The sequence below is a fragment of the Rahnella sp. PAMC25617 genome, assembly GCF_050606005.1.
Lineage (GTDB): Bacteria > Pseudomonadota > Gammaproteobacteria > Enterobacterales > Enterobacteriaceae > Rahnella > Rahnella variigena.
Genome location: NZ_JBOCUM010000014.1, coordinates 222821 through 249525, shown reverse-complemented (window position 1 = coordinate 249525; position 26705 = coordinate 222821). Strand labels below are relative to the sequence as shown.

Below are 26705 nucleotides of genomic sequence, written 5' to 3'. Positions count from 1 at the left end.
CGATTTTCTGAACGTAAAAGGCGCCGCTTCGGCGCCTTTTTTGTCCCTGAGATTCACATCAAATTTCCCGGCCTGAAAATCGAGAATTGTCACAATTGATTGTTAACTAAGTGTAATTGATTTTGAAATCACCGGACGAATGACTCACATCCGCCCGGTGAGTGTGCAAAATTTCAGAATACTTTGGAGGAGAAGTCGGTTTTCACTTCGCTTTCGATGTAGGTATTTAAGCCCCATCCGGCACGGGCCAGTTCTTTCATCTTCTCAAGATGCTCAGGGCCAGGGTGGCGGATGTCGTAGAGATAAACGTGGTTATTCTTGAAACGGACTTTGATCGAATTGGCATCAATCTGGAAGCTGACGACCTGTGAATCACCGCTTTTATTGGCGTAATTTTCCATGCTGCATCCTGTTAGCTAAGCCTGATTTCTGGCGACGTCTTCTATTAACCACGTCCGGCTTTCAGTTACAGGGTGATAGTTCACATTATCAGCACGTTAAGTCAGGATGATTGGCGTAACTAATGGCGGGCGGCGGAAATAGCGAGGTGAACCGGCACCTGCTGAGCGCCGGTGCCGTCATTGTGATGCGGTTATTTCAGCAGGAACGAGTGATCAAACGTGCCGGTGACATTCAGGGCGACGGGCAACAATCCCTGCTCATGATAGAAATCCGCCGTTTGCTGTTGCTGCGTTTCCGTCGCGGCATCAATCGGTTGCCAGTAGGATTTACGTCGCTCAAACCCGAGTTTCGCCGCATCCAGCGGGAAGCCGATGATTTTCGCCAGCTTCTCGCTATACGCATCCAGATTCTTATAGGCCCAGATTTGCGCATCGCTCAGACGTTGCAGGTAGTCGGCAATCGCCTCACGTTTGGCTTTATCTTTAAGCGCGGTATCTGTTGCCGCCAGGAAACTGTTGCCCGACCACAAACCGCGGCCATTCACCAGAACCCGCAGATGATCCTGTGTTTCGGCGAAAGCGGTGTAAGGTTCCCACGTAGCCCAGACATCCACGGAACCCTGGGTCAGCGCCAGTTTGGCGTCGCTCGGCGGCAGGAAACGGAAGGTCACGTCTTTGGCCGTCAGTCCGGCAGATGCCAGCGCTTTTAGCGCCACGAAATGCCCGATGGAACCGCGGTTCGTGGCAATACTTTTACCTTTTAAATCCGCCGCGCTTTTAATCGGGCTGTCCGGTTTTACCAGCAGCGCGGTGCCATAGGCATCCGATTTATCCACGGCAATGGCTTTCACTTGCGCGCCTGCGGCTTCGGCAAATAACAGGGGGGCATCACCGATAATACCGACATCCACCGCCTGCGCATTCAGCGCTTCAGCCAGTGGCGCGGCGGCAGGGAATTCTGACCACTCAATTTTGTACGGCAGATTGTCCAGTTTATTGGCCGCCTCAAGTTGCGCCCGCATATTGCCTTTCTGGTCGGCCACCCGCAGGGTGATTTGTTCGGCATTGACCGCAAAGGCGCTGCCAATCAGCGAAACCAGCAGCAGAAGATTTTTCACATTCACTCGCATCAGGGTTCCTTATACCAGCGTGGTGGCGGCGGTTTTATTTTGTGCCTGACGCGCAGCGATTTTCTGCCTGGTCAGCGGGATCAGACTTTTACCGTATTCGGTGGCGTCATTGAGAGGATCAAAACCGCGGATCAGGAAAGTGGTGATCCCCAGATCGTAATATTTCAGCAGGGCATCGGAGACTTGTTCCGGCGTGCCGACCAGCGCGGTGGAGTTTGAACCGCCGCCAATCAGTCCGGCAATGCCGGTCCACAGGCAGGAATCCAGACGGTCGCCTTGTGCTACTGCCTTCAGTAAACGCTGTGCGCCGACACTTTGCGGTTTAGCCGCCAGCGCCTGACCTTTTTCAGCCTGCTGTGCGGTGGCTTTCGCGAGAATTTCGTCGGCTTTGGCCCAGGCTTCTTCCTCGGTTTTACCGAGGATCGGGCGGAATGAAATACTGAAATCGATCTCCCGCTGATGTTGTGCCGCAGACGCTTTCACCGCTCCGACCGTTTCCGCAGCACTTTCCAGCGGCTCACCCCAAAGCGCGAATACATCTGCCTGTTTTCCGGCAACGCGAATGGCGTCATCAGAAGATCCGCCGAAAAATACCGGCAGCTTTTTCTGATATGGCTTAATGGCGGAGAAGGCGTTTTCCGCCTGATAAAACTCACCCTGATGATCAAAGCCCGTTTCCGAATACCAGCTCTGTTTCAGCACATCGATATATTCGTCCGTGCGCTGATAGCGGCCAGATTTCGGCTCGAAATCGCCGTCACGACGCTGTTCGGCGTCACTGCCGCCGCTGATGATATGCACGGCGACGCGTCCTTCCAGCAGGTGATCCAGCGTGGCAAGTTTGCGCGCTGCCAGTGTCGGGGCGACAAAGCCCGGACGATGTGCCAGCAGAAAATGGATACGGGAAGTGCTGGCACCGGCGTGCGCCGCGACCAGAAATGCGTCAGGCTGATCGGAGGCGTAAGCCACCAGAATGCGGTCAAAACCGGCATCTTCATGGGCTCTGGCGAAATCGGCGATGTATTTTTTATCGAAAATCGGGCCTGTAGGCGGGATGATTTCAGAAGCCAGACGATGGCTGATCATACCAATAAATTGCACGCTCATAAGCTGTCACTCCTCAGATGAGGCCAGCGAATGAAGGTCTGCGCTGGCAGGAGATATCACCTTAAACGGCAACCTACTATGTGAGAAATTCATTATCTTCATAAGCTAATATGAAAAATGTGCATTACAAGATGCGAGAGAAATAAACGGAGTTAACCAGCGGGATCGCACGGGTGAATTATTTTCGGGAGAAGGGTGTAAAAGGGTGGGATAAGAGATGCACCCTCCCTCAGACAGAGGAAGGGGCGGAGCAAAACGATTACGTGATTGCTACGTTACTGGGAATCCTGGCTGGTGCCGGTTTTCGGGCTGGCAGCAGAGCTGTCTCCCGCATCCGCAGTTTTGGTGTAAACAATTTTCTGGCTGTCATTACCGCAATGGCCGACGACCTGACCGCCGCTCTGGTCAGCCTGATCGTTAGGAACGATGTCCAGTTTGAACCCGGATTCAGGCAAACCGTTTGCCACAATTTTTTGTGTAATGTCTGCTTTGACGCTTTCACAGGATGCCTGTGCCATCAGAGGTGCAAACATCACGACAGCGAGACCAGCTAAGAGTGTCTTTTTCATCATTCATTCCTTTTATGAGAACCGGCGTATTACTTATTATGAGAAGAAAATAATTATCTAAAGAATAAGTTTAGCAGATATGCCGTGGCGGTAAGATTTACCGCCACGGGTGAGAGACAATCTGGAAGGAAATTATTACGGCGCCATCAGCTGACGGCCTGTACGGCGGTCGAGGCAGCGTTCAGTGTTCGGTTCCCAGTACGCATTGATGTTCTGGCTGGCTTCACATTTATCGCGCAGATCTATGGCGTTGTCATATTTGGAGAAATCCTTCTCGTTGCGCTGATTTTTCATCGCGCGCAGACGCTGGGTTTCATTCCACTGTTCTTTGCTCTGACGTGCTTCTTCGTTGGTCATGGCATCATTGCCGGTACCGCCAAAGACACAGGTTCCGCCCGCACAGTTGGTGGCAGCTTGCACAGGAACCTGCCAGCCGGCGGTCATGGCCAGCAAAGCAACAGGAAGCATGGCGCGCGTCAGTCGGGTTATAAACGTTGTATTCATTAGCTAATCCTTTTAATTTACACATCGCTCAGGCGAATCATTGAATTATAACACCCACCTGAATGGCGTCACCCTTTGCCTGTAAACTGGTTGATATCTTATTGAAGTCCGCACTGTAAACCTGGCTCAACTATGCTCAAAACATCTTTACTGTTCTTTGCCACAGCGCTGGCGGAAATCATAGGCTGCTTTTTATCTTATCTCTGGCTGCGCAAAGGGGGCAGTATATTGCTGCTGCTTCCTGCGGCTCTCAGTCTGGCGGCGTTTGTCTGGCTGCTGACCCTGCATCCGGCGGCGAGTGGCAGGGTATACGCGGCTTACGGCGGTGTGTATGTCATGACCGCGATGTTGTGGCTGCGGTTTATCGATGGCGTGAAACTCAGCACCACCGACTGGCTGGGCGCGTGCGTCGCGCTGGCGGGGATGCTGATCATCATTTCAGGCTGGAAAGCGTCATAAGCGATTACTGCGACAACCTTTCCATCAGCACAATGACTTTCTGAATCACGATTTGCGCAGCGCGGGACAGCTGACGGCGGGGCGCAACGCACAGAGCCAGCGTCAGCGGTTTGGCCGTCCGTCCCTGCAGCGGTACAAACGTCAGCCGCTTTTCCTGTAAATCAGGCAAAACATCCAGCAGGCTGAGCACGCCAACCCCGGCACCTTTACGAATGAGTTCGCGCATCATGCGCACGTCATTACAGACGATCGACGGTGTTTCCAGCAGCTGATAGCGGTTGTACAGCAATCTGGCGCGTGCATTCACCATCAGCGGTTCCGAGGGAATGATCTGCCGGTAGGAGGCGATATCGCTGAAAGACAGCGATTCCTGCTGTGAAAGTTCGTGTCCGACCGGCATGGCAATGCCGATGGGTAATTCCGCGAAAGCCCGCACTTCAAGCCCGGTATGCTCCACCGGATCCAGCAACAATCCGAAATCGACCTCTGCCGAACTTACCTGTTCGCTTATATTCCGGCTGTCTTCTATACGGATATCAAATGTCAGATAAGGATGTTCTGCGCCCACTTCCGCAATCAGCTCCGCCACCATGCCTTCGCTGAGTGCTGCGATCATCGAAATAGTGACGTGTCCGCGCCGCAATCCCTGGATCTCATCGAACCGTTCCTTTGTGCGGGAAAATTCTTTTCGCCAGCGTCGGATGTCATCAAACAAAATTTCGCCCGCAGAGGTCAGTTTCAGGCCGGTAGGCAGGCGTTCGAATAATGGGGTTTCCAGCGTCTGTTCGGCCTGCAATATCTGCCGGTTTATGGCCGAGGCGGAGACATGCAGCACTTCTGCCGCTTTGCGCAAACTTCCTGTTCGGGCGACTTCAGTAAAATATTGCGAAAAACGGGAGAATGGGGACATGGGTGTACTAATTTATGCAGTGAATAAGTGAGATATCTATTATGGACTGCATCACTCAATTTTCCTAGATTGTGCGATGCCCCTTTGTAAAACAATCACCTCAGGTCGTTTTACAGTCAAAATGGGCAAATGACAGGGTTCGTCAAAACACGTTTTAGCTCGTGTGCCGCTATCAGTGATGGAAAGCGGGGCGAACGGTGGCATTTGCACCGCTGGCACATGATCGTGTTTTGAAAAACAACACTAATAACAAGCGTGCATGTTTGAAAACCAGACTCAACGTGATCATGCGACCAAGAGATACCTTCTCATGTTAGAAAAACTATTTAAGTTAAAAGCTCACCGTACTAACGTGCGGACTGAGATTGTGGCAGGACTGACTACATTTTTAGCAATGGCCTATATTCTGTTTGTTAACCCGTCTATTTTGGGCGCGACGGGGATGGATAAAGGCTCAGTATTTGTGGCAACTTGTCTTGCTGCCGCAATCGGTTCCGCACTGATGGGCTTTATCGCCAACTATCCGATCGCACTGGCGCCGGGCATGGGTCTGAACGCCTTCTTCACCTATACCGTCGTGCTGCACATGGGTTACACCTGGCAGATCGCATTGGGTGCAGTTTTCCTCTCGGCCTGTATTTTCTTCGCGTTATCTATTTTTAAAATCCGCGAATGGATTATCCGCAGTATTCCGTTGCCATTGCGTTCGGCGATTGCGGCGGGTATTGGTTTATTCCTGGCGCTGATTGCGCTGGAAAACGCCGGTATCGTCATTGCTAACCCGGCAACACTGGTCGGTCTGGGCGACCTGACCAAGCCTGGCCCGCTGTTCGCGATGCTCGGTTTCATTCTGATTGTTGTGCTGGAAGCGCGTAAAATCACCGGTGCGGTGCTGATCGGCGTGCTGGCCGTGACTGTTCTGGCGATTGCCCTGGGGTATTCTCCGTTCGGTGGCGTGATGTCTATGCCTCCGTCGATTGCGCCAACCTTCATGCAACTGGACATTAAGGGCGCATTCAACGTTTCGCTGATAAGCGTGGTGTTCGCGTTCCTCTTCGTGGATGTGTTCGATAACTCCGGAACCCTGATTGGCGTGACCAAACGTGCAGGGCTGGCGGATGAAGACGGCAATATCCCGAAAATGGGCCGTGCATTGGTTGCTGACAGCGCCGCTGCGTTGTTTGGTTCTCTGCTGGGGACGTCGACAACCACCAGTTATATCGAATCCGCCGCGGGCGTGAGTGCCGGTGGACGTACCGGTCTGACAGCGATTGTTGTCGCAATTCTGTTCCTGCTGAGCCTGTTCTTCGCTCCGCTGGCGGGCAGTGTTCCGGCATTCGCAACTGCACCGGCGCTGCTGTTCATCGCGGTTCTGATGACCTCTGGTCTGGCAGAAATCGACTGGAAAGATATTACCGTTGCTGCACCGGTCACCGTGACTGCGCTGACCATGCCATTTACGTACTCTATTGCTAACGGCATCGCGTTTGGTTTCATCACCTGGACGCTGGCAAAACTGCTGACCGGTCGTGCGCGTGAACTGAATGCAGCGCTGATTGTGCTGTCTATTCTGTTCGTGATTAAACTGGGCTGGCTGAGCGCGTAATACGCATTCAATTATCAGAAAGGCGCGGGCACGTTTGCCGCGCCTTTTTTGTTGGCCTGAGAAAATGCAGGAAATAAAACAGGTAATAAAAAAGCAGCCGAAGCTGCTTTTGTTGTAAATCAGGAAGCAGTATCACGCTTCGCGATGTACCTGCAAGCCTGCCAGAGACTGGCTGACTGGCATCATTTCAATGCTGTTGATGTTGACGTGCGCAGGCAGGGTTGAAACCCAGAATACCGATTCCGCGATATCTACAGCGGTGAGCGGGTTGGTGTTGTCATAGGTCTTGCTGACTTTCTCATCGTCGCCTTTGAAACGCACGTTAGAGAATTCAGTTCCGCCGCACAGGCCCGGTTCGATGTTGGTGACGCGCACATGGGTGCCATGCAAATCGGAGCGCAGATTCAGGCTGAACTGACGGACAAACGCTTTGGTTGCGCCGTAGACGTTACCGCCAGCATAGGGCCAGTTACCTGCGGTAGAACCGATGTTGATCACATGACCGATATCACGCTCTACCATGCCCGGCAGAACTGCGCGGGTCATGTACACCAGACCTTTGGTATTGGTGTCGATCATCTTGTCCCAGTCTTCCAGCGACGCTTTATCGGCTTTTTCAAGACCCAGCGCCAGACCGGCGTTGTTCACCAGCACGTCGATGTTACGCCAGTCAGCAGGCAGGCTGTCGATAGCGTCCTGAATGGACGCGCGGTTAGTCACGTCCAGTTCTACTGCGTAAAGTGCGTCTCCCAGCTCGGCTTTCAGATCATCCAGGCGCTCTTTACGGCGACCGGTTGCAATCACTTTGTGGCCTTCTTTAACAAATCGACGTGCGATTTCTGCACCAAATCCGGCGGTAGCGCCGGTAACAAAAATAATCATCCCGGTATTCCTCTGTTTTAAGCAAGGTGCGCTTGAGGCGCACAAAAGAAACTCTGTAAGTATTAACACAAAAATAACGAGACCGGCATCATCAACCGGTCTCAGTGCGTATCATTTTGTTGCGGTTACTTCTTCAGATACGGCGCGATCAGCGATAAGTCCGCCGCAGAAAGGCGGTCTGGTGCGGTCTGCGCCTGATGCCAGTAAGGATACAACAAAGGCAACTGACTGACTTTATTAAGTCTTTCAATTTCTTCGTTATTGAGGGTTAAGTCAGCGGCGAGCAGGTTGTCCTGTAACTGTGCGTCAGTACGTGCGCCGACAATGACAGAGGTGACTTGCGGACGGGCAATCAGCCACGCCAGCGCAATCTGCGCCGCAGACACACCGCGGGCTTCAGCGATTTCCACCAGCACATCGACCACATCGTACAGTGCGCTTTCATCGCGCACCGGCGGTTCGCCCCAGTCAGCCAGATGGCGCGTGCCTTCAGGTGCCGCCTGATTACGGCGATATTTACCGGAAAGCAGACCGCCCGCCAGCGGACTCCATACCAGTACGCCAAGTCCCTGATCTTGCGCCACCGGCAGCAGTTCATATTCAGCTTCACGCGCCTGCAGGGTGTAATGGATCTGCTGGCTGACGGGGCGGATATAATGATTCGCCTGTGCCACGCCCAGAGTTTTCATAATGTGCCAGGCGGAAAAGTTCGATACACCGCCATAACGCACTTTGCCGCTGGAAACCAGATCGTCCAGCGCGCGCAGCGTCTCTTCCAGCGGCGTCAGACCGTCCCATTCATGCAACTGATACAAATCCAGATAATCGGTGTTAAGACGTTTCAGGCTGGCTTCACAGGCGCGCAGAATATGGTGGCGGGATGAGCCGCGATCGTTCGGGCCTTCGCCCATCGGGAAGCGGGCTTTACTGGCGACCAGCACGTCGTGGCGTTTGCTGCCCAGCGCCTTACCTAAAATCACCTCTGATTCACCGCCTGAATAGACATCCGCGGTATCGAACAGATTAACGCCGGCATCGAGGCACAATCCAATCTGGCGCTGGGCGGCACCGACGTCAGTTTGTCCGGTTTTGGCAAATTTGCCCTGACCACCAAACGTCATGGTGCCCAGGCTTAGAACTGAAACTTTCAGACCAGAATGGCCTAACAAACGGTATTCCATGGTATTTCTCCATTTTTCGGAAACGTGATTTCAGTCTGACTGCGCCTTTATTTTTCCGGCACAGCCGGTCGGGGTACAGATTCTTTTTTACGCCTTATTTCATCGCCTGCGGTTTTATCGAGAGTCAGGCTGTCGAGCGTGCCCGCCAGCGAAAACAGACCAATGATGATAAAGGCAATGTGAAACGTGTCGGTTTGCAATGTCTCTCTGGCCGGTAAGAAGTGTCCGGCAATACGCAGGGAAAGTGCGCCGATGGCAATTCCGAGGCCGGTTGAAAGCTGCTGAGCCGTATTAAACAGCGTATTCGCGCCGCTCATTTGCCCGGCCGGAACCTGCGAAAAAGCCAGTGTATTGAGCGCCGTGAATTGCATGGAGCGGGTCATGCCACTGGCGAATAACAGTAATAATGTCAGTGCGGTCGGGACCTGAGGCGTGAGCAACGCACAGGCAAAAATAGTCACTGAATTCAGCAGGCCGTTAACCAGCATAATCGACTTAAAGCGGAAGCGATGCAAAATCGCCGAGGTAAAAGGCTTCATCGCCAGATTTCCGGCGAAGACCGACAGTACCAGCAAACCGGCATCAAAGGCGCTCATGCCGTAGGCCAGCTGGAACATCAGCGGCAGCAGGAAAGGCAGGGCGCCGATGGCCACGCGAAACAGCGATCCACCATAAATTGTGACGGCGTAACTTTTAATGTTCAGCGCCACCAGAGGTAACAAAGGATATGCAGCGCGCTTCGAATGCCATATTGCCAGTGCGCCGGCCACCAGCGCGGCGCCGATCATGGCGAACGGTTTCCAGTCGAAATTTCCTTCGTTGAATTTATCCAGCCCGAAGATCAGCCCGAGGCAGGCAATGCCGGTCAGTACGAAACCAGTAACATCAAAGGGCACGCCTTTTTCGCCCTGGAGCTGCGGGATAAGCCTGCGCGCAAACAGCAATGCGACCACGCCCAGCGGAACATTGAGGATAAAAATCCAGTGCCAGGAAGCGTAAGTGGTAATGAAACCACCGAGCGGTGGCCCGAGGATTGGCGCCACCAGCCCAGGCCAGGTGATGGTGGCGATAGCGCGGATCAAATCCGATTTTTGCGTATTTTTCAGTACCACTAAACGCCCGACCGGCACCATCAGCGCACCTGCGAATCCCTGCAACATGCGCGCCGCCGTAAACGTGCCGAGACTCACGCTGGCGGAACACAGTACCGAGGCGAGAGTAAACAGAACAAGCGCCATCGAGAACACATTGCGCGTGCCGAAGCGGTTAGCAATCCAGCCGCTGGCAGGAATAAAAACGGTCAGCGTCAGAATATAGGCTGAAACGCCGATGTTCATATCCACCGGATGCACGCCGAAATCTTTCGCCATTTGCGGCAGCGCGGTGACGATCACCGTGGCATCGAGGTTTTCCATAAAGAAAGCCCCTGCGACCAGCAGTGGCAACGCAGAACCTGGCGGAAGTGAGAATTTTTTGTTTGAGAAGAAGCTCATAGAAGGTAAGCGCGCTAATGAATCAGGCAAGGTCTGAGCATAGCGCATCGCAGGATAGCGTCAATGATTTAGCGTCTCCCCCGGATAAGGGGGAGAACAAAGGAGTAAGACTCAGACTTCCGCCAGCCTTTCACCCGTTGCCGCATCAAACAGATGGATCGCTTCGCTGTTGGCTTCCAGATACAACGGCTGGTCGGCGCTGACGCGGGCGCGTCCGGCGAACTGTACATGCAGCGGAAAACCGCTCCAGTCGATATGCAGCAAACTGCTTTCCCCTGTGACTTCAAGCAAACGCAGTGTGGCTGCCGGTTGTACGCTGTGCTGCACCGGTCTGATATCGTGCGGCCGCAGGCCGAGGGTGACCGGCTGTCCTTCGGAATGCCGTGCCTGCAACGCCCATTTTTCCGGCAGTGCGAACCACAACTGATTGCAGGTCACGCCCGGCTGCCCGTCGATATTCTGGAATACGCCATTGAGCAGGTTCATTGGCGGCGAACCGATAAAACGCGCCACAAAAGTATTGACCGGTTTGTCATAAATCGACAGCGGGTCGCCTTGCTGTACGATAAAACCGTCTTTCATCACCACGATATTATCGGCCAGCGTCATCGCCTCTATCTGATCGTGCGTCACGTACACCGTAGTGGTGCGAAACTGCTGATGCAGGGATTTGATTTCTGCCCGCAATTCCATGCGTAACTGGGCATCGAGGTTGGAAAGAGGCTCATCGAACAGAAACACTTTCGGATTACGCACCAGCGCACGGCCCATCGCCACGCGCTGACGCTGACCGCCGGACAAATCTTTTGGCAGACGTTTCAGCAAATGATCAATGCCCAGCACTTTCGCGGCCTGTTGCACTTTGGCTTGCTGTTCAGCCTTAGGCACTTTTTTCACCTGCATGTGAAACGCCATGTTTTCAGCCACGGTCAGATGCGGGTACAGCGCGTAACTCTGGAACACCATTGCAATATCACGATCCGCAGGGTCAAAATTATTGATCTGCTGTTTATCGAGCAGAATATCGCCGTCAGACAGTGATTCCAGTCCCGCCAGCAGGCGCAGCAACGTGGATTTTCCGCAGCCAGACGGGCCGACCAGTACGGTGAAACTGCCGTCAGGAATGGTCAGATCCAGCGGTTTGAGGACCTGCACTTTGCCATAATGTTTGGCGACTTTTACCAGTTCAACCAGAGCCATTTAGATTTTCTCCACAAGGCCAAAAAGCGATTGCCAGTCAGGATAACGGCGCGGGGAACTGCTGATCGCGCAACCGGCGACGCGCACACCCCATTGCAGCGCCGTGGCAGGCGGCAGGCCATAAATCAGCGCGGATAAAAATCCGGCGTTAAAACTGTCTCCGGCACCGATGGTATCGACCACATCGACCGGTTCAGCGTGCTGATGCAACGTCAAGTTTTTCGCCCATAAACGCGCACCCTCCGGCCCGCATTTCGCGACGCAAAAAGCATTCTCAGCCATCTGCGACAGTAACCTCAGCGCCGCAGGATCCAGCGTTTCAGCGTCCGCCAGCCCGAGCGTTTCGACTTCATTGAGCAGCAGCGCATCGCAGAATGGCAGCCAGTTTGCCGCCTGTTCACGTAACGCGTCGCTCCAGTCTTCCGGCGGCCAGCCACTGTCGACAGCCACCTGATAACCCCGTTGTTTAAGCGCTGCCAGCAGTTGCGGATAGTCAGCATAAAGTGCGGTACACAGCCAGGTGCCGCACAGCAATACCCAGTCACCAGACCGGGCGGTTTGCGGGATTTGTGCCAGTACGTCCTGCATGGATAAACGGACGATATGCCCCTGATTGCTGAAAAACGTCCGCTCGTGATCCGGATGCGTCACGCCAAAGGTCAGCGAGGTTTCGCAATCGTACGTCGGCCAGAGCGGTGCGCTTTCCGGGAACATTGCCGCCAGCCAGCCGCTGAACTGGTCATTGCCCTGATTCGCCACCAGACGAAAGGGCGCTCCCAGCGCCGAGACCGCCAGCGCGCAATTTCCCGCAGAACCGCCGGGGCGCAGTGTGCTGCTTTCGAGCATCGCTTCGGTGCCTTTTTTCGGCCATTCATGCAGCGTGCTCATGATCAAATCCACATTGATATTGCCCGCCACGTACAGCGTGGCGCGGGTGTCCGGTCGGGTAGTCATTGATGAGGTTTCCCTGATGTTCATAATCAGCCCTTGCTGCCGCCGGCGGTTAACCCGCTGACCAGCGTTTTTTGCAGCCAGAGTGCAATAAAGAGCGGCGGAATGGCCGCCAGAATGCCGACGGCGGCAATCAGCCCGTCATCGGTGGCGCGCCCGGCAGTGAAACCAGCGATGGTTACCGGTAGCGTCTGGGCGTTGATATTGTTGGTAAACAGCAATGCGTAGAAAAATTCATCCCACGCCAGCAGCCAGCCGAACATTGCCGAAGCACCCAGCGCCGGTTTTGCCAGCGGTAATGTGATGCGCAACAACACCTGCCAGTAACGAAGCCCGTCGAGGCGTGATGCCTGTTCGATATCCACCGGCAACGCATCAAACTGGTTTTTCAGCATCCAGGTCAGGAACGGTAAAATCATTGAGCAATACACCAGGATCAGCCCGATATGCGTGTTCAGCAGAGTCAGCTTTTCCAGGATGAAATACAGCGGCAGCACGAAGGCCACCGGCGGCACCATGTAAATCGCCAGACTGCCAAACAGCCAGCCGTCGCGACCGGGATAACGGGAAAAACTGTAGGCGGCGGGAATGGCCAGCAGCAGGGAAATCACCGTTGCGCCACAGGCGACCAGCAAACTGTTACCGAGCGCGTGCAAGAACAATGCACCGGGCTGACCGGCCTGCAAGGTCAGCAGGCTGGCGTAACGACTGAAATCCCAGTGACGCGGCAGCCATTCGAGCGGAATACGGGTCAGATCTTCCGCCGAGCTGACGCTCATCAGGAACATCCAAAACAGCGGCGCAATAATCGACACCGCCAGCAACAGTGCGGCGAAATAGCGTAAAACTAGCCGGATTTTTTGTTTCATTCGGCGCTCCCTGAACGACGCTGGCGCAATAACATCACCATATAAATCAGAATAAGCAGGGCGCAGATCAGCGTCATGAGAATGGCGTAAGCCGCGCCGCTGCCTGCACGCAGATAGCTGAAAGATTCCTGATAAACAAAGAAACTGACGGTTTTTGTGCTGTCGAGCGGGCCGCCTCGTGTCATGACATAAATGATGTCGAAGATTTTAAACGCATCGATGGTGCGCAGGATAAGCGCCACGGCCAGCGGGGCGGCAATCGCCGGTAAGGTGATTTTACGGAAACGACGGAAAGCTGATGCGCCGTCCAGTCGCGCGGCCTCGAACAAATCTTCCGGAATAGTTTGCAGCGCCGCCAGCACCAGCAGGGTAATCAGCGGATAGTTCTTCCAGATATCAGCGAACATCACGGCATTAATGGCGGAAGACGGGTCACCCAGCCAGCTGCGGTAAGTATCAATCAGCCCGAGCTGGGAAAGCAGGGCGTTGATGCTGCCGTAATCCGGATTGAAATTCAGCCGCCACATCGTCGCGTTGACGATAGTTGGCAGAGCCCATGGCAAAATTACCAGCACGCGCAGGGCGCTGCGTCCCCAAAACTGCTGGTTCAGCAACAGTGCCACCAGAACGCCGATAATGCCTTCGATAATCACAGAAACCACGGTGAAATAGAGTGTGCGCCAGAGTGCAGCGCGAAAATCAGGATCCGTCAGGGCATAGATAAAATTATCGCTGCCCACCCAGTTGGGCGCAGAACCGTCACCAATCAGGCCGGCATCGGTAAAACTGAGCCACAGCGTGCGCGCGAGTGGCCAGGCAGTCAGCAGAAACATCATCAACAACATGGGTGCCAGAAGCAGCCAGGCCTGACGGCGCTCGCGTTGCGGTAAAGTCAACATAATGAATTTCCGTGGTGTTGGTGCGCCCGTCAGGCCGGAACCTTCAGGGCGTTGTGTTGGCTTTTAAAAACTCAACGTAAACGGTCAGCGGCGGTTGTTGCGGCTTCCATACCGTCTTTTGCCGGGGTTTTACCCTGCAATACCGCCTGAATGTTTTGCTGCAAAATGTTCGACAGGCGTGAGTAATCCGCCGTCACAGGGCGCGACAACATCACGTTCAGTGAGGTTTTCGCCGCAGCGATCAACTGCTCCTGATCTTTCTGTACTGCCGGATCTTCATAAGAAGATTTCCAGATTGGCAGGCTCAGTTTGGCGTATTTGTTTTGTACCGGTTGCGAGGTCATGTAGCTGATGTATTCCCACGCCTGATCCGGATGCGCGCTGGCTTTGGCGATGCCCAGACCCATCGAACCGTTAACGCCTGAAGCGCCACCTGCGGCTTCACCCGGCGCCGGGATCACGCCGACGTCACCCGCGACTTTGCTCTGTTTCGGGTCGTTGGCCATGTTGTACATGTACGTCCAGTTCAGTGCGAAAGCGGCGTCGCCGTTGGAGAATGACTTACGCACATCTTCTTCCAGATACTCGCGGGAGTTCGGGTTGGTCAGCCCTTTATCCAGCGTCTCTTTCATATAATTGATGGCTTTCATCGCGCCGGAATTGGTGAAATTCAGTTTGCCGTCTTTATAGAAATCGCCCTTAAACGCGGAAACCAGTGTGGTGTAGTCGCACAGCAGCGCTTCGGACTGTGACCAGCTCCAGACCAGCGGATATTTCACGATGCCTTTTTCTTTGAGGATCTCAGATTGCTTCTCAACGTCAGCCCAGGTGGCAGGCGGAGTGGTGATCCCGGCTTTAGCCAGCATGGCTTTGTTGTAATACAGATATTTGGTGTCGAGGATCCACGGCATTCCCCAGCGTTTATCTTTGTAGGTCACGGTAGAAATCGCGCCGTCAAAAATCTTGTTGCTTTCGTCCGCAGGAATACGCGCCGTCACGTCCTGCAACAGGCCGTATTTGTTGAATTCAGCAGGCCAGATGGCATCGAATAACACCACGTCGTAGCCTTTGTCTCCGGCACCGCGTGCGGCAACGATTTTGTCATGCAGCGCTTCGTAAGGCACAAATTCCAGATTCACTTTGATATCCGGATGCTGCTTAGTGAAATCTGCGGTCATGGCACGGATATCCGCTTCGCTGTACGCCGCCTGCGTCATAAACAGGGCACTGAGCGTGGTTTCCGCCAGCGCATTGACGGAATATCCCAGGGTGAGAGCAGAGAGGGCGCACAGGGTGGCCGCAGGGGAAAGTCGTAGGCTCATCGTCATTCTCCGAAACAGGGTTAAGTTTATTAAATCAATTTGATTGCTTTAATCGGCTAAAAAAAATGGGAAGGCATAGTTCTGCCAGTCCCTGCGTCCCTGCCGGATTGTGCTACTGGATCTGAAGGTGAATCTTAAAAACATTGGAAAGCAAATAGTGACTGGCGATTATTATTAACATGGCAATAACATTCAAAGCTGTGATGGCACCGTCATATTCATATTCTGTTATTTATAAAATCAATTTGATTGCTGTAATCAGTCGCCACATACTGCCCTCAAGGTCTTCACCGTGGAGAGGCATGTGATAACAACTTCTGGCACCAATCTTGAGCACGCCCGTGCTCACAATCGCCGGGTGGTCATTGAAGCCATTCGCCTTAACGGTGAACTCACCCGTGCCGAAATTGCCCGGCTGACGTCACTGACTCCGCAAACCGTTTCTAACATCGCTACCGAACTCGAGCAGGCGGGTATTTTGTCTTCCCATCTGCCACGCCGTGCGGGAGGGCGTGGTCAACCAGCAACGCCACTGACACTCAATCCTGACAGCGCCTATTCTATCGGCATCCATCTTGATCATCAGTCGCTGCTGATTGTGCTGGTGGATCTGACGGGAACCGTCCGCTTTCGCAAACTGATCCATGTACAGAAACCTCAGCCAGAGCCCACGCTGGCTCTTATCGATCAGGTTCTGCAAGAAATGCGCCAACAGGTGAAAATTGACTGGCGAAAAATCCTGGGTATGGGTGTGGTGATGCCGGGCCCGTTTGGCGTGGAAGGGATTTCGTCACAGGGGCCGACCACGCTGCACGGCTGGGATCACATTGATATTGAAGCCCGTTTAAGCGCCGCGACCGGCTGGCCGGTGACGCTGGAAAACGATGCCACCGTCGCCGCCATTGGTGAGCGTTTTCACGGTGTGGCTAAGCAGTTATCGTCGTTTGTGTATCTGTATATCGGCACCGGACTCGGCGCAGGTATCTTCACCGACGGGCAGATTTACACCGGTCATGCACACAATGCGGGCGAGGTCGGCCACATTGTGGTGCAACCGGGCGGTCGGGAATGCTATTGCGGCAACAAAGGTTGCCTGGAACGCTATGTTTCTTTGCAGGCCGCGTATGAAGCCTGCGGTCTGGAACCGTTGTCTGCGATGCCGGAAGACCTGCTTACCGTGGACGAAAAGCTGTTTGATCAATGGCTGGATACCGCTGTCGAACCGGCGTTGCAGGCCATCAATATTATGGAATGCGTGTTCGATGCGCAGAGCGTGGTTATCGGCGGAACGATGCCTAAGCCTCTGGTGGAGAAGCTGATCCAGCGTCTGACGCCACTCTACAGTTCGGTCCGCAGCCGCTACGCACAAAGTGCCCGCATCCGTCTCGGCATGTCCGGCAGTGACACTGCGGCCTTGGGTGCGGCGGCACTGCCGATCTTCGACGAATTCAATCCGCAATATGAGGTGTTACTGAAGTAGAGTTTCCTCCGGCTCTAAAAAACATCCACACGGTCTGACCAAACGGTCAGATTTGGCATACGCTTTGCACATGTTCTGTTATCCATCATGAATGTGAATGTTGCAGAGAAGGTAAATGCCATGAGTCAGATCATCACCCGCGCTGTACGCGGCAATTTCTTCGATATCCGCGAGCCGGTGTTGCGGCCGGAAGATTTTGAAGCGCAGGTGCGCTATATCGAAGACGGCCTGATGTTGCTCAGCGGCGGTCACATCGTCTGGCTGGGCAACTGGCAGGAGGGTGAAGGCAGGCTGGCGCTGGCACAAAAAACCGCAGGCCTGGAAATCGATGATTATCGCGACAAACTGATCGTGCCCGGTTTTGTCGATACGCATATCCACTATCCGCAAACTGAAATGATCGGCGCTTACGGCGAGCAACTGCTCGAGTGGCTGACCCGATATACCTTCCCGACCGAACAGCAATATCACTGCGCGGATTATTCAAAGCGCATGTCGAAATTCTTCCTCGATCAGCTGTTACTCAACGGCACCACCACGGCGCTGGTGTTTGGCACCGTGCATCCGCAGTCGGTCGACGCACTGTTTAAAGAGGCATCCGACATCAATATGCGCCTGGTGGCGGGCAAGGTGATGATGGACAAAAACGCCCCCGATGCCTTGCTGGAAACCCCTGAAGAAAGCGAGCGTGATACGCGCGAATTGATTGCGCGCTGGCACAACCGTCAGCGCCTGAGCTACGCGCTGACGCCGCGTTTTGCGCCGACATCTTCGCCGGAGCTGTTGCAAAAAGTTCGACTGCTGAAACAAGAATTCCCCGATGTCTACATGCATACCCATCTGAGCGAAAACGTTGCCGAGCTGTCGTGGGTTAAAGAGATGCACCCGGAACATCAGCATTATCTCGACGTTTATCATCAGTACGGTCTGACCGGCGAACGCTGTGTGTTTGCACACTGCCTGCATCTGGATGACAGCGAATGGGATTGCCTGCACGACACCGATTCGACCATTGCTTTTTGTCCAACGTCCAACCTGTTTCTGGGCAGCGGCCTGTTTAATTTGCAGAAATCCTGGCAGAAGCAGGTGCGCGTCGGGATGGGCACGGACGTCGGTGCGGGTACCACTTTCAATATGCTGGAAACACTGTCGGAAGCTTATAAAGTCGGACAACTTCAGCGCTATCGTTTATCCGCCTTTGAAGCGTTCTATCACGCCACACTCGGCGGCGCACGGGCGCTGCATCTTGACGACAAGATTGGCAATTTCAACGCTGGTAAAGAGGCCGATTTCGTGGTGCTCGAACCGGGTGTCAGTGCATTACAAAAATTGCGCGCCTCCAACAGCAAAACGCTGGCCGAAAAGCTGTTTGTGCTGATGACGCTGGGTGACGACCGCAATGTTTACTGCACGTATGTCGATGGCGAACAGGTCTATGCGCGGGATGCTGGGCAGGGGGAATGTTGCGCATGATGAACAATGAAACTGGTGGCAAAGTTCGCGTTGCACGCGAGCGCACGCTGGAAAATATCCACGCTGCCGCGATTGCAGAATTCAGTGAAAAGGGCTTTCAGGGCGCGACGACTCAGGCCATTGCCCGGCGTGCGGGGATCAAAAAAGCCCAGCTGCACTATTACATCGCCGGGAAAGAAGAGTTGTACGAAGAACTCTTGCAGAAAGTACTGAAAGTCTGGGGCAACATCATCCAGTTTGACCCGTCGCTCAGCGAACCGGAAGCGGTGCTGAGTCGCTATATCCGTAACAAACTCAATTTCAGTTTTGACCAGCCCGAACTGTCGCGCATTTTCACCAGCGAAGTGCTCGGAGGCGGTCATTACCTTCACAAATACTGGCCGCAGGCCACGCAGAATATCACCGGCAAAGAGAACCTGATCCATCAATGGATTGAACAGGGCAAAATCCGCGTGCTGGATGCCCGTCTTTTCATCATGCATATCTGGGCGGTGACGCAGTATTACGCCGATTTTGCGGTTCAGGTGAAGCATATGTACGGCAATTTTGAAGGCGATGAACAGGCGCGTGAGCACATTATCGATGAAGTGACGACACTGATTCTGAACGGCTGTAAGACAGGAGACTGCGCATGATCCAATTTCTGATGAACGGCAGGATCCACACGGAAAATCTGCCCGCTGACACGACGGTATTACAATATCTGCGCCGCAATGCAGGGCGTTGCGGTACCAAAGAAGGGTGTGCTTCCGGTGATTGCGGCGCCTGTACGGTGGTGCTGGCTGAACCGCAAGGTGATGCGTTGTCCTACCGGACCGTCAATGCCTGTCTGACATTTATGCCCGCGGTGCATGGTAAACAACTGATCACCGTGGAAGATCTTAAACACCGTGGCGAACTGCATCACGTGCAGCAGGCGATGGTGGATAACCATGCCTCACAGTGCGGTTTCTGCACACCGGGGTTTGTGATGTCCCTGTTTGCGCTGGAAAAACAGCAGCAAACTTTCAGCGTCGCACAGACTCAGCACGCGCTTTCCGGCAACCTTTGTCGCTGTACCGGTTACCGGCCGATCATGGATGCGGCTAAAGCCATTTGCGACGCGCCGCAACCGGATCAGTTTGATGCCGATGCCGGGCTGACGTTGGACAAACTCCGTGCGATTTCAGCCACCGGAGAACCGGTCAGTATTGATGAACTGGCCGACCGTTATCTTGCTCAACCTGATGCCCGACTGGTTGCCGGGGGGACGGATCTGGCGCTGGAGGTCACTCAACGCTATCAGCATCTGCCTGAACTGATTTCGCTGAGCCATATTCCCAGACTTAAAGTTATTACGCTGACCGGTCAGGCTATTCACATTGGTGCGGCGGCACCGTTGAGCGACTGTATGCCGGTCTTACACGATGAATTCCCTGAATTCGGCGAGTTGCTGGAACGCTTTGCCTCACAGCAAATCCGTAATCAGGGCACCTTTGGCGGCAATATTGCCAACGGTTCGCCCATTGGAGACGGCGGACCGGTACTGCTGGCGCTGGGTGCTTCGTTGTTACTGCGGCGGGGCGCGGAACAACGCGAATTGCCGCTCGATAAGTTCTTCCTCGGTTATCGCAAAACGGCGTTACAGCCCGGCGAATTTATCGAACAAATACGCATCCCGCGCAGCACTTCGGCGGCGCGCCAGTTGCGGATTTATAAAGTGTCGAAACGGCTGGAGGATGATATTTCCGCCGTCTGCGCGGCTCTGCACATCGAAGTGCAAAACGGCGTGGTGATACATGCCCGCGTGGCGTTCGGCGGCATGGCGGAAGTGGCGAAGCGCGCTATTTCCTGCGAGGCACAACTGCTCGGTCAACCCTGGCAGACGATGACTATCGAGCGTGCCTGTCAGGCGCTGGAACTGGATTTCACGCCTGTCAGCGATTTCCGTGCCAGTCGCGAATACCGTATGCAGGTGGCGAAAAACCTGCTGCGCCGCTGTCATATCGAAATGACTTCTCCTGAAACCCTGATGCGGGTAACTCACTATGTCTGAATCTAAACCGGCTCTTTCGCAACAGGAAATGGAGACGCTGTTCCGGGCAGGATTGCAGAGCGGCGTCGGCAAAAGCCAGAAGCATGAAAGCGCGGATAAACACGTCAGCGGCGAAGCAGTGTATGTCGACGACCGGCTGGAATTCCCCAATCAGCTGCATCTGGTGCCGCTGCTCAGCCCGCATGCGCACGCCGACATTTTGCATATCGATACCGAACCTTGTTACGCCGTGCCCGGTGTGGTGCGGGTGATGACCGCCGAAGATGTGCCGGGCAATCCGGACATTGCGCCGCTCACTTTTGGTGATCCGCTGATGGCGCAGGGCATCGTGCACTATGTCGGCCAGATTGTGCTGGTGGTGGCGGCAACCTCAATGGAGGCCGCCCGTGCCGCAGTCGCGCAGGCGAAAGTGGAATATCAGCCGCGTGAGGCCATACTGACCGTGAAACAGGCGCTGGCGCTGGAACATTACGTGGAAGAGCCGCATCAGCATAAACGCGGGGACGCTGAAATGGCGCTGGCCTGTGCGCCGCACCGTTTGCAGGGTGAACTGGAAATAGGCGGCCAGGAACATTTTTATCTCGAAACGCAGATTGCTTCGGTGATGCCCGGTGAAGACGGTGCGATGCTGGTGTACAGCTCGACACAACATCCGACCGAAGTGCAAAAGCTGGTGGCCTCGGTGCTGGATTTGCCGATGCACAAAGTGGTGGTTGATATGCGTCGCATGGGCGGCGGTTTTGGTGGCAAAGAGACGCAGGCGGCGGGGACGGCGTGCCTTGCGGCGCTGGCGGCGCATCTGACCGGACGTCCGGCGAAAATGCGTCTGGCGCGTCAGGATGACATGCTGATCACCGGTAAACGTCATCCGTTCCACGTCAGTTATGACGTCGGGTTTACTGATGAGGGCGTCATTCACGGCATCGACATTAAACTGGCGGCTAACTGCGGTTATTCGCTGGATCTCTCTGGTTCAATTGTCGATCGCGCGATGTTTCATTCTGATAACGCCTATTACCTCGGCGATGCGCTGATCACCGGTTATCGCTGCAAAACTAATATGGCGTCGAATACCGCTTATCGCGGATTTGGCGGGCCGCAGGGTATTGTGGCGATTGAGCACATTGTCGATCACATCGCCCGTGAACTGGGGCTGGATCCGCTGACCGTGCGTAAAAATAATTACTATGGTCAGGAAAGCCGTAACGTTACCCATTATCACCAGCCGGTCGGGCAAAACTTGTTGCAGGAGATGACGGCGCAACTGGAAGAGAGTGCAGACTATACGGCGAGACGTGACGCTGTCACAAAATTTAACCGTCACAACCGTTATCTGAAAAAAGGTCTGGCGCTGACGCCGGTAAAATTCGGCATTTCATTTACCGCCAGTTTCCTCAATCAGGCTGGCGCGCTGGTACTGGTGTATACCGACGGCAGTATTCAGCTCAACCACGGCGGCACCGAAATGGGACAGGGGCTGAACACCAAAGTTGCGCAGGTGGTAGCCGAAGTATTTCAGGTCGATATCAGCCGCATTCAGGTCACCGCCACTGATACCGGCAAAGTGCCGAATACGTCGCCAACCGCCGCGTCATCCGGCGCTGACCTGAATGGTAAGGCCGCGCAAAATGCGGCGGAAATTATCAAAGGGCGCATGGTTGAGATGCTGATGCGTGTTCATGATGCGCAGGAAACGGACATCACTTTCAGTAACGGTCAGGTGCGGGTTAACGATCAGTATTTCAGTTTTGAACAGGTGGCCACCCAGTGCTGGCTGAATCAGGTGCCGCTGTCCAGTACCGGCTATTACAAAACGCCGAAGATTTTCTACGACCGCAGCAAAGCCGCCGGACATCCTTTCTATTACTTCTCCTACGGCGCAGCCTGCGCGGAAGTGCTGGTCGATACGCTGACCGGAGAATACAAACTGCTCAGGGCGGATATCCTGCATGACGTCGGCGATTCGCTCAATCCGGCGATTGATATCGGTCAGGTGGAAGGCGGGTTTGTGCAGGGCATGGGCTGGCTGACGACGGAAGAACTGGTGTGGAACGACAAAGGGCGGTTAATGACCAGTGGTCCGGCAGCCTACAAAATTCCGGCTATCGGCGATATCCCGCAAGACCTGCGCGTGAAACTGGTGGAGAACCGCAAGAACCCGGAGGACACGGTTTTCCATTCCAAAGCCGTCGGTGAGCCGCCGTTTATGCTCGGGATTTCGGTCTGGTGTGCAATTAAAGACGCCGTTGCCAGTCTTGCTGATTACCGCGTGCATCCGCATATCGATGCGCCCGCCACGCCAGAAAGAGTGCTTAACGGTGTGAATCAGTTACATTTTTCAGGTGACGTTGTCACTTGTGATTCTGCCGAACGCGTCAACGTTACCGGCTAACGGAGGTTCTCATGCGTACTGATGACTGGATAACCCGTCTGCACGATCTGCAACGGCGCGGCGAGCCGTGTGTGGTAGCGACGCTGGTCGAGAATCAGGGCTCCACGCCACGTGACGCGGGCAGTAAAATGTTGATCACCGCTGACCAGATATTTTATACGCTTGGCGGCGGTAATCTGGAATTTCAGGTGACCAGCATTGCCCGTGAAATGCTTGCATCTGGAGCGAAAACCTCCCGTTTCGAACACTTTTCCTTAGGAGCCCGGCTCGGGCAATGTTGCGGCGGCATGGCGTCGGTGTTGCTCGAACCGCTCGGCCAACCGCAGCCGCATGTGGTGGTCTATGGCGCGGGGCATGTCGGACGGGCGCTGGTGAATATTCTCAGCACGTTGCCGTGCCGTATTACCTGGGTAGATGCCCGTGCCAGTGAATTTCCCGTGGTAGTGGATCCACAAATTACCTGCATCGTCGATGAAGAACCTGAAGGTACCGTGGCGCAGATGCCCGCCGGCAGTTATTTCATAGTGCTGACGCATGATCATCAGCTGGATTTCGCCCTGAGCGAGGGGATCCTCAAACGTGGAGATTTCCGCTATTTCGGACTGATTGGCTCGGAGACTAAGCGTAAACGCTTTGACTACCGGTTATCGGGGAAAGGGATTCCGGAGGAGCAGCTGGCAAGAATGCGCTGCCCGGTCGGGCTGCCTGATGTACGCGGCAAACTCCCCGCAGAAATCGCCGTAGCCATTGCCGGAGAGTTTATTGCCGCGTATGGCGCGCACAGTCAGGTGGTCAGCTGAGTTTTTTGAACTCGAAGGTGCCGCCGAGTGCGACGGCGTAACGGCTGATGGTGGTCAGAGTTGGGGACGCGACACCGTTTTCCAGGCGACTAATATTTTGCTTTTTAAGCCCGGTGCGGCGTGCAATGTCTTGCTGTGTCAGGGACTCTGCAATTCGCATGGCTTTGAGATCTGCGACCATTTTTTTATGCATTTTGTGTGCGGCGTAAGCGGCGACAAACTCGGGATTCTTCATCGCTTCCGCTTTCACCACGCTAAAGGGGATCAGTTCATAGTCATCATCATCGTCAATCATGCTTCATTCCTTTTGACCGTTTTCATACGTTTTATAGCCAGCTCTAAATCATGGGGAGGCGTCTTATCCGTCTTTTTATGAAGTATATGGACGACATAAATACGGCGACCCTTCATAAAAAAGTAAAACGCTCTGCCCAGACCATCCCGGCTGGTAACCCGAATCTCTCGTAATCCTTTTCCAACATATCTTACTAAGGGTTCTTGCAGATCAGCTCCGTAGTTCTCAAGATCTTCCAGTGCATCAACGACAGCGGCATAAAGTGTCATAGGCAATTTCAGAAGTGTTTTCTGAGCACTGGGCAACAGGGTTACGTCGTACACAATCGCTTTCCTTGCGGTGGAGTATGATTACTCTTTGTTCAAATAGGAAGTAATCATTTATGATTCTTTTCAAACCGGAAGCTGTCTCGTATTTCTGCCTGCTTCCGCCGTTTCGTGTGATCACGAACAAGCATTCTGTCCCTCTTTTTCACCGTGATCAGATGGACGGTGTTTTCCTCCGCGATGTCTCGCAAAAAATAACTCACTGAAACATCAGTCAAACCAAACCTTCGCCACCGGTTCATAAAACAGTCACAAAACCGCAGTAATTTGTTTCCTCATCGAACAGGCCATTGCCGCACTGAGGAAACCTCCGACGCATGTCTGCTATCCAGATCTCCCACCTGAGCAAATCCTTCACCATCCAGCCGGTGTTAAATGATGTTTCGTTGAATATCCGGCACGGCGAGTTCGTGGCCGTGCTCGGGCCTTCCGGCTGCGGAAAAACGACTTTACTGCGCACTATTGCCGGTTTTGAGCCGGTCAACAGCGGTACGATCACCGTGGGAGATCGTCTGTTTTCATCATCTGACTTTCATGTGGCGCCGGAGAAACGTGACCTGGGCATCGTGTTTCAGAATTACGCGTTATGGCCGCACATGTCTGTTGAGGAGAACGTGGCGTACAGCCTGAAAGTGGCGGGAATGGATCGTAATGAACGCCGCACCAGAACGCAGGATGCGCTGGCGCTGGTCGGTTTAGGTGATTATGCGACGCGTCGTCCTGCGGATCTGTCCGGTGGTCAGCGGCAGCGTGTGGCACTCGCGCGTTGCCTGGTGACACGCCCCGGTGTGGTGCTGCTGGATGAGCCGCTGGCGAATCTCGATGTGCATTTGCGTGCAGCGATGGAGGAGGAGTTCAGCCGTTTTCATCAGCATACCGGCGCGACGTTGCTGTATATCACGCACGATCAGCAGGAAGCGATGGCGATTGCTGACCGCGTTGTGGTGATGAATGAAGGTAAGGTCATGCAGTTCGCGACACCGCAAACGTTATACCGGGAACCGGCTAACGCCATGGTTGCGTCCTTTATCGACGATGGTCGCGTTATTCCGGCACAAAACATCCTGCCAGCAGAAAGCGGCAGTGCTCTGGCTGAGATTCTGGGGAGGCAAGTCCGCTTGCGGGCATCACCTGACCAGACTCCGGTTGTCAGCGCACAAGTTTGTGTTCACGCCGATGATTTACGCTTTGCTCAGGCCGGTGAACAGGGTATCGCTGCCCGTATCACCCGGGTGATTTATCGCGGGGGATATCATCAGTATGACGTTGAACCCTTAAGCACCCCCGAACTTCGGCTTTCACTGCATTCATCTGCCGGCAGACGTTGGTGTATTGGTGACAATGTCACTTTTGTCATCACTGACGGCTGGATCATTCCTCAGTAATTTTCATTTCTTAAGGACAGGGCTACGAACATGTTTAATAAAATAAAACTTACGTCTTCCGCTTGGACTTTGGCAGTGGCGCTGTCAGCTCCGGCATACGCCGCAGATGCTGCTTCAGGCAAACTGGTGGTTTATACCTCGCAGGCTCCTGAAATCGCGCAACAGACCATCGATGCCTTTAAGGCGGCATATCCAAATGTACAGGTGGAATGGACGCGAAATGGCACCACGCAGTTAATGAATGTGTTGCAGACGGAAATGATGGCCGGTGATGTGAAAGCTGATATGCTGCTGGTCGCGGATTCCATCAATCTGGGTGCGCTGAAAAAAGACGGCAAGCTGATGGCTTATGCCGATGCACCGGTGGGGAATATCAGCCCGAATTTCTATGACAAAGATAAAACATGGTTTGGCACCAAAATCATTGCCACGGTGATTGCCTATAACACTAAAAATGCCAAACCCGTAGACAGCTGGATGGCGCTGACCGATCCACAAAACAAAGGTCAGGTGGCAGTGCCAAGTCCTCTGTATTCCGGTGCGGCGTTATATCATCTGCATACGGCGATTAATACGCCTGACATTGGCTGGGCGTTCTATCAGAAACTGGCGGCAAACGGTATTACACCGGAAGGGGGTAATGGCCCAGCGCTGAAGGCGGTCGCCAGCGGAATGGCGAAATACGGTGTGATCACGGACGCCGATATTATCCGTGCCAAAAAACAGGGCTCACCGATAGATCTGGTTTATCCGAAAGAAGGGGCTTCTTTCGTGACGGAACCGGTCGCGATACTGTCCGGAGCGCATAACGTACCGGCAGCAAAAGCGTTTGTCGATTTCATGCTGTCGCCACAGGGTCAGCAACTCGTGGCGAAGCAGGGCAACCGTCCGATTGATGCCGGCGTTGCGGCGCCCGAAGGATTTGCTCCGATGGATTCAATCAAACTGCTGACCCTCGATTCAGATAAAGCCGTCGCAGACGACAAAGAAGTCCGCGCAAAATTCACTGAAATCTTTGGTGGCTGACAGCACAAAG

The 26705-nt window shown here is 54.1% G+C and carries 26 protein-coding genes; 10 read left to right on the top strand and 16 right to left on the bottom strand.

Annotated elements, in window-relative coordinates; translation table 11 throughout:
* Positions 1-173 precede the first annotated feature (173 nt).
* The 5 genes from ACM615_RS18380 to ACM615_RS18360 all read right to left on the bottom strand — a co-directional run bounded on the left by ACM615_RS18380 (position 174) and on the right by ACM615_RS18360 (position 3711).
* Complete coding sequence (locus tag ACM615_RS18380; RefSeq protein WP_015697366.1) at positions 174-401, bottom strand: hypothetical protein; 228 nt, start codon at positions 399-401, stop codon at positions 174-176.
* 191 nt (positions 402-592) lie between these two features.
* On the bottom strand, positions 593-1531 hold the full coding sequence (locus ACM615_RS18375) for an ABC transporter substrate-binding protein (RefSeq protein ID WP_120162548.1): 939 nt from the start codon (positions 1529-1531) through the stop codon (positions 593-595).
* A 9-nt stretch (positions 1532-1540) separates the two neighbouring features.
* Positions 1541-2638: an LLM class flavin-dependent oxidoreductase gene (locus ACM615_RS18370; RefSeq protein ID WP_431012296.1), complete on the bottom strand. Its 1098-nt coding sequence runs from the start codon at positions 2636-2638 to the stop codon at positions 1541-1543.
* Between the two features lie 275 nt (positions 2639-2913).
* Positions 2914-3207 (bottom strand): DUF1161 domain-containing protein, encoded by a 294-nt coding sequence (locus ACM615_RS18365; protein WP_112288583.1) that lies wholly within the window; start codon positions 3205-3207, stop codon positions 2914-2916.
* 135 nt (positions 3208-3342) lie between these two features.
* Positions 3343-3711 (bottom strand): DUF1283 family protein, encoded by a 369-nt coding sequence (locus tag ACM615_RS18360; protein WP_112288582.1) that lies wholly within the window; start codon positions 3709-3711, stop codon positions 3343-3345.
* A gap of 132 nt (positions 3712-3843) precedes the next feature.
* Between ACM615_RS18360 and ACM615_RS18355 the strand changes: the two genes are divergently transcribed.
* On the top strand, positions 3844-4170 hold the full coding sequence (locus tag ACM615_RS18355) for a YnfA family protein (protein ID WP_431012295.1): 327 nt from the start codon (positions 3844-3846) through the stop codon (positions 4168-4170).
* A 4-nt stretch (positions 4171-4174) separates the two neighbouring features.
* Here the strand turns inward: ACM615_RS18355 and ACM615_RS18350 are convergent, their stop codons facing one another.
* Entirely contained in the window at positions 4175-5080 is a 906-nt protein-coding gene (locus ACM615_RS18350; RefSeq protein WP_112288580.1) for a LysR family transcriptional regulator, read from the bottom strand.
* 310 nt (positions 5081-5390) lie between these two features.
* Between ACM615_RS18350 and ACM615_RS18345 the strand changes: the two genes are divergently transcribed.
* On the top strand, positions 5391-6686 hold the full coding sequence (locus ACM615_RS18345) for an NCS2 family permease (RefSeq protein WP_112288579.1): 1296 nt from the start codon (positions 5391-5393) through the stop codon (positions 6684-6686).
* A 132-nt stretch (positions 6687-6818) separates the two neighbouring features.
* On the opposite strand, the gene ydfG is transcribed toward ACM615_RS18345, so the two are convergent.
* From ydfG to ACM615_RS18305, 8 genes are all read right to left on the bottom strand, one after another.
* A complete protein-coding gene (gene ydfG / locus ACM615_RS18340) occupies positions 6819-7568 on the bottom strand; it encodes a bifunctional NADP-dependent 3-hydroxy acid dehydrogenase/3-hydroxypropionate dehydrogenase YdfG (RefSeq protein WP_112288578.1) in 750 nt (249 codons plus the stop codon).
* Positions 7569-7693: 125 nt separating this feature from the next.
* The gene (locus tag ACM615_RS18335; RefSeq protein WP_431012294.1) at positions 7694-8749 is read right to left on the bottom strand and encodes an aldo/keto reductase; all 1056 of its coding nucleotides are present in this window, start codon (positions 8747-8749) and stop codon (positions 7694-7696) included.
* Positions 8750-8796: 47 nt separating this feature from the next.
* A complete protein-coding gene (locus ACM615_RS18330) occupies positions 8797-10242 on the bottom strand; it encodes an MFS transporter (protein ID WP_132964064.1) in 1446 nt (481 codons plus the stop codon).
* 111 nt (positions 10243-10353) lie between these two features.
* Positions 10354-11442 (bottom strand): ABC transporter ATP-binding protein, encoded by a 1089-nt coding sequence (locus tag ACM615_RS18325; protein WP_112288576.1) that lies wholly within the window; start codon positions 11440-11442, stop codon positions 10354-10356.
* Positions 11443-12396, bottom strand: coding sequence for a carbohydrate kinase family protein (locus ACM615_RS18320; protein ID WP_431012293.1), 954 nt, complete (start codon positions 12394-12396; stop codon positions 11443-11445).
* 26 nt (positions 12397-12422) lie between these two features.
* The gene (locus ACM615_RS18315) at positions 12423-13262 is read right to left on the bottom strand and encodes a carbohydrate ABC transporter permease (protein WP_129638248.1); all 840 of its coding nucleotides are present in this window, start codon (positions 13260-13262) and stop codon (positions 12423-12425) included.
* On the bottom strand, positions 13259-14161 hold the full coding sequence (locus ACM615_RS18310) for a carbohydrate ABC transporter permease (protein WP_112288573.1): 903 nt from the start codon (positions 14159-14161) through the stop codon (positions 13259-13261). The genes ACM615_RS18315 and ACM615_RS18310 overlap by 4 nt, the downstream gene beginning before the upstream one ends.
* A gap of 71 nt (positions 14162-14232) precedes the next feature.
* A complete protein-coding gene (locus ACM615_RS18305) occupies positions 14233-15483 on the bottom strand; it encodes an extracellular solute-binding protein (RefSeq protein ID WP_431012292.1) in 1251 nt (416 codons plus the stop codon).
* A 307-nt stretch (positions 15484-15790) separates the two neighbouring features.
* On the opposite strand from ACM615_RS18305, the gene ACM615_RS18300 reads away from it, so the two are divergent.
* The 6 genes from ACM615_RS18300 to xdhC all read left to right on the top strand — a co-directional run bounded on the left by ACM615_RS18300 (position 15791) and on the right by xdhC (position 23663).
* Entirely contained in the window at positions 15791-16963 is a 1173-nt protein-coding gene (locus tag ACM615_RS18300; protein ID WP_207914739.1) for an ROK family transcriptional regulator, read from the top strand.
* A 120-nt stretch (positions 16964-17083) separates the two neighbouring features.
* Positions 17084-18436, top strand: a complete 1353-nt coding sequence (guaD, locus tag ACM615_RS18295; RefSeq protein ID WP_431012291.1) for a guanine deaminase — start codon at positions 17084-17086, stop codon at positions 18434-18436.
* On the top strand, positions 18433-19071 hold the full coding sequence (locus tag ACM615_RS18290) for a TetR family transcriptional regulator C-terminal domain-containing protein (RefSeq protein ID WP_431012290.1): 639 nt from the start codon (positions 18433-18435) through the stop codon (positions 19069-19071). Before guaD ends, ACM615_RS18290 begins: the two co-directional genes overlap by 4 nt.
* The gene (gene xdhA, locus ACM615_RS18285) at positions 19068-20471 is read left to right on the top strand and encodes a xanthine dehydrogenase small subunit (RefSeq protein ID WP_431012289.1); all 1404 of its coding nucleotides are present in this window, start codon (positions 19068-19070) and stop codon (positions 20469-20471) included. The genes ACM615_RS18290 and xdhA overlap by 4 nt, the downstream gene beginning before the upstream one ends.
* A complete protein-coding gene (xdhB, locus tag ACM615_RS18280) occupies positions 20464-22863 on the top strand; it encodes a xanthine dehydrogenase molybdopterin binding subunit (RefSeq protein ID WP_431012288.1) in 2400 nt (799 codons plus the stop codon). The genes xdhA and xdhB overlap by 8 nt, the downstream gene beginning before the upstream one ends.
* Positions 22864-22874: 11 nt before the next feature.
* The gene (gene xdhC, locus ACM615_RS18275; RefSeq protein ID WP_431012287.1) at positions 22875-23663 is read left to right on the top strand and encodes a xanthine dehydrogenase accessory protein XdhC; all 789 of its coding nucleotides are present in this window, start codon (positions 22875-22877) and stop codon (positions 23661-23663) included.
* Here the strand turns inward: xdhC and ACM615_RS18270 are convergent.
* Both ACM615_RS18270 and ACM615_RS18265 read right to left on the bottom strand, forming a co-directional pair.
* Positions 23656-23955 (bottom strand): helix-turn-helix transcriptional regulator, encoded by a 300-nt coding sequence (locus ACM615_RS18270; RefSeq protein ID WP_112288591.1) that lies wholly within the window; start codon positions 23953-23955, stop codon positions 23656-23658. The genes xdhC and ACM615_RS18270 overlap by 8 nt on opposite strands.
* Entirely contained in the window at positions 23955-24281 is a 327-nt protein-coding gene (locus ACM615_RS18265) for a type II toxin-antitoxin system RelE/ParE family toxin (RefSeq protein WP_240783287.1), read from the bottom strand. The genes ACM615_RS18270 and ACM615_RS18265 overlap by 1 nt, the downstream gene beginning before the upstream one ends.
* A gap of 320 nt (positions 24282-24601) precedes the next feature.
* On the opposite strand from ACM615_RS18265, the gene ACM615_RS18260 reads away from it, so the two are divergent.
* Positions 24602-25669, top strand: coding sequence for an ABC transporter ATP-binding protein (locus tag ACM615_RS18260; protein WP_431012286.1), 1068 nt, complete (start codon positions 24602-24604; stop codon positions 25667-25669).
* 30 nt (positions 25670-25699) lie between these two features.
* On the top strand, positions 25700-26695 hold the full coding sequence (locus ACM615_RS18255; RefSeq protein WP_431012285.1) for an ABC transporter substrate-binding protein: 996 nt from the start codon (positions 25700-25702) through the stop codon (positions 26693-26695).
* Positions 26696-26705 lie beyond the last annotated feature (10 nt).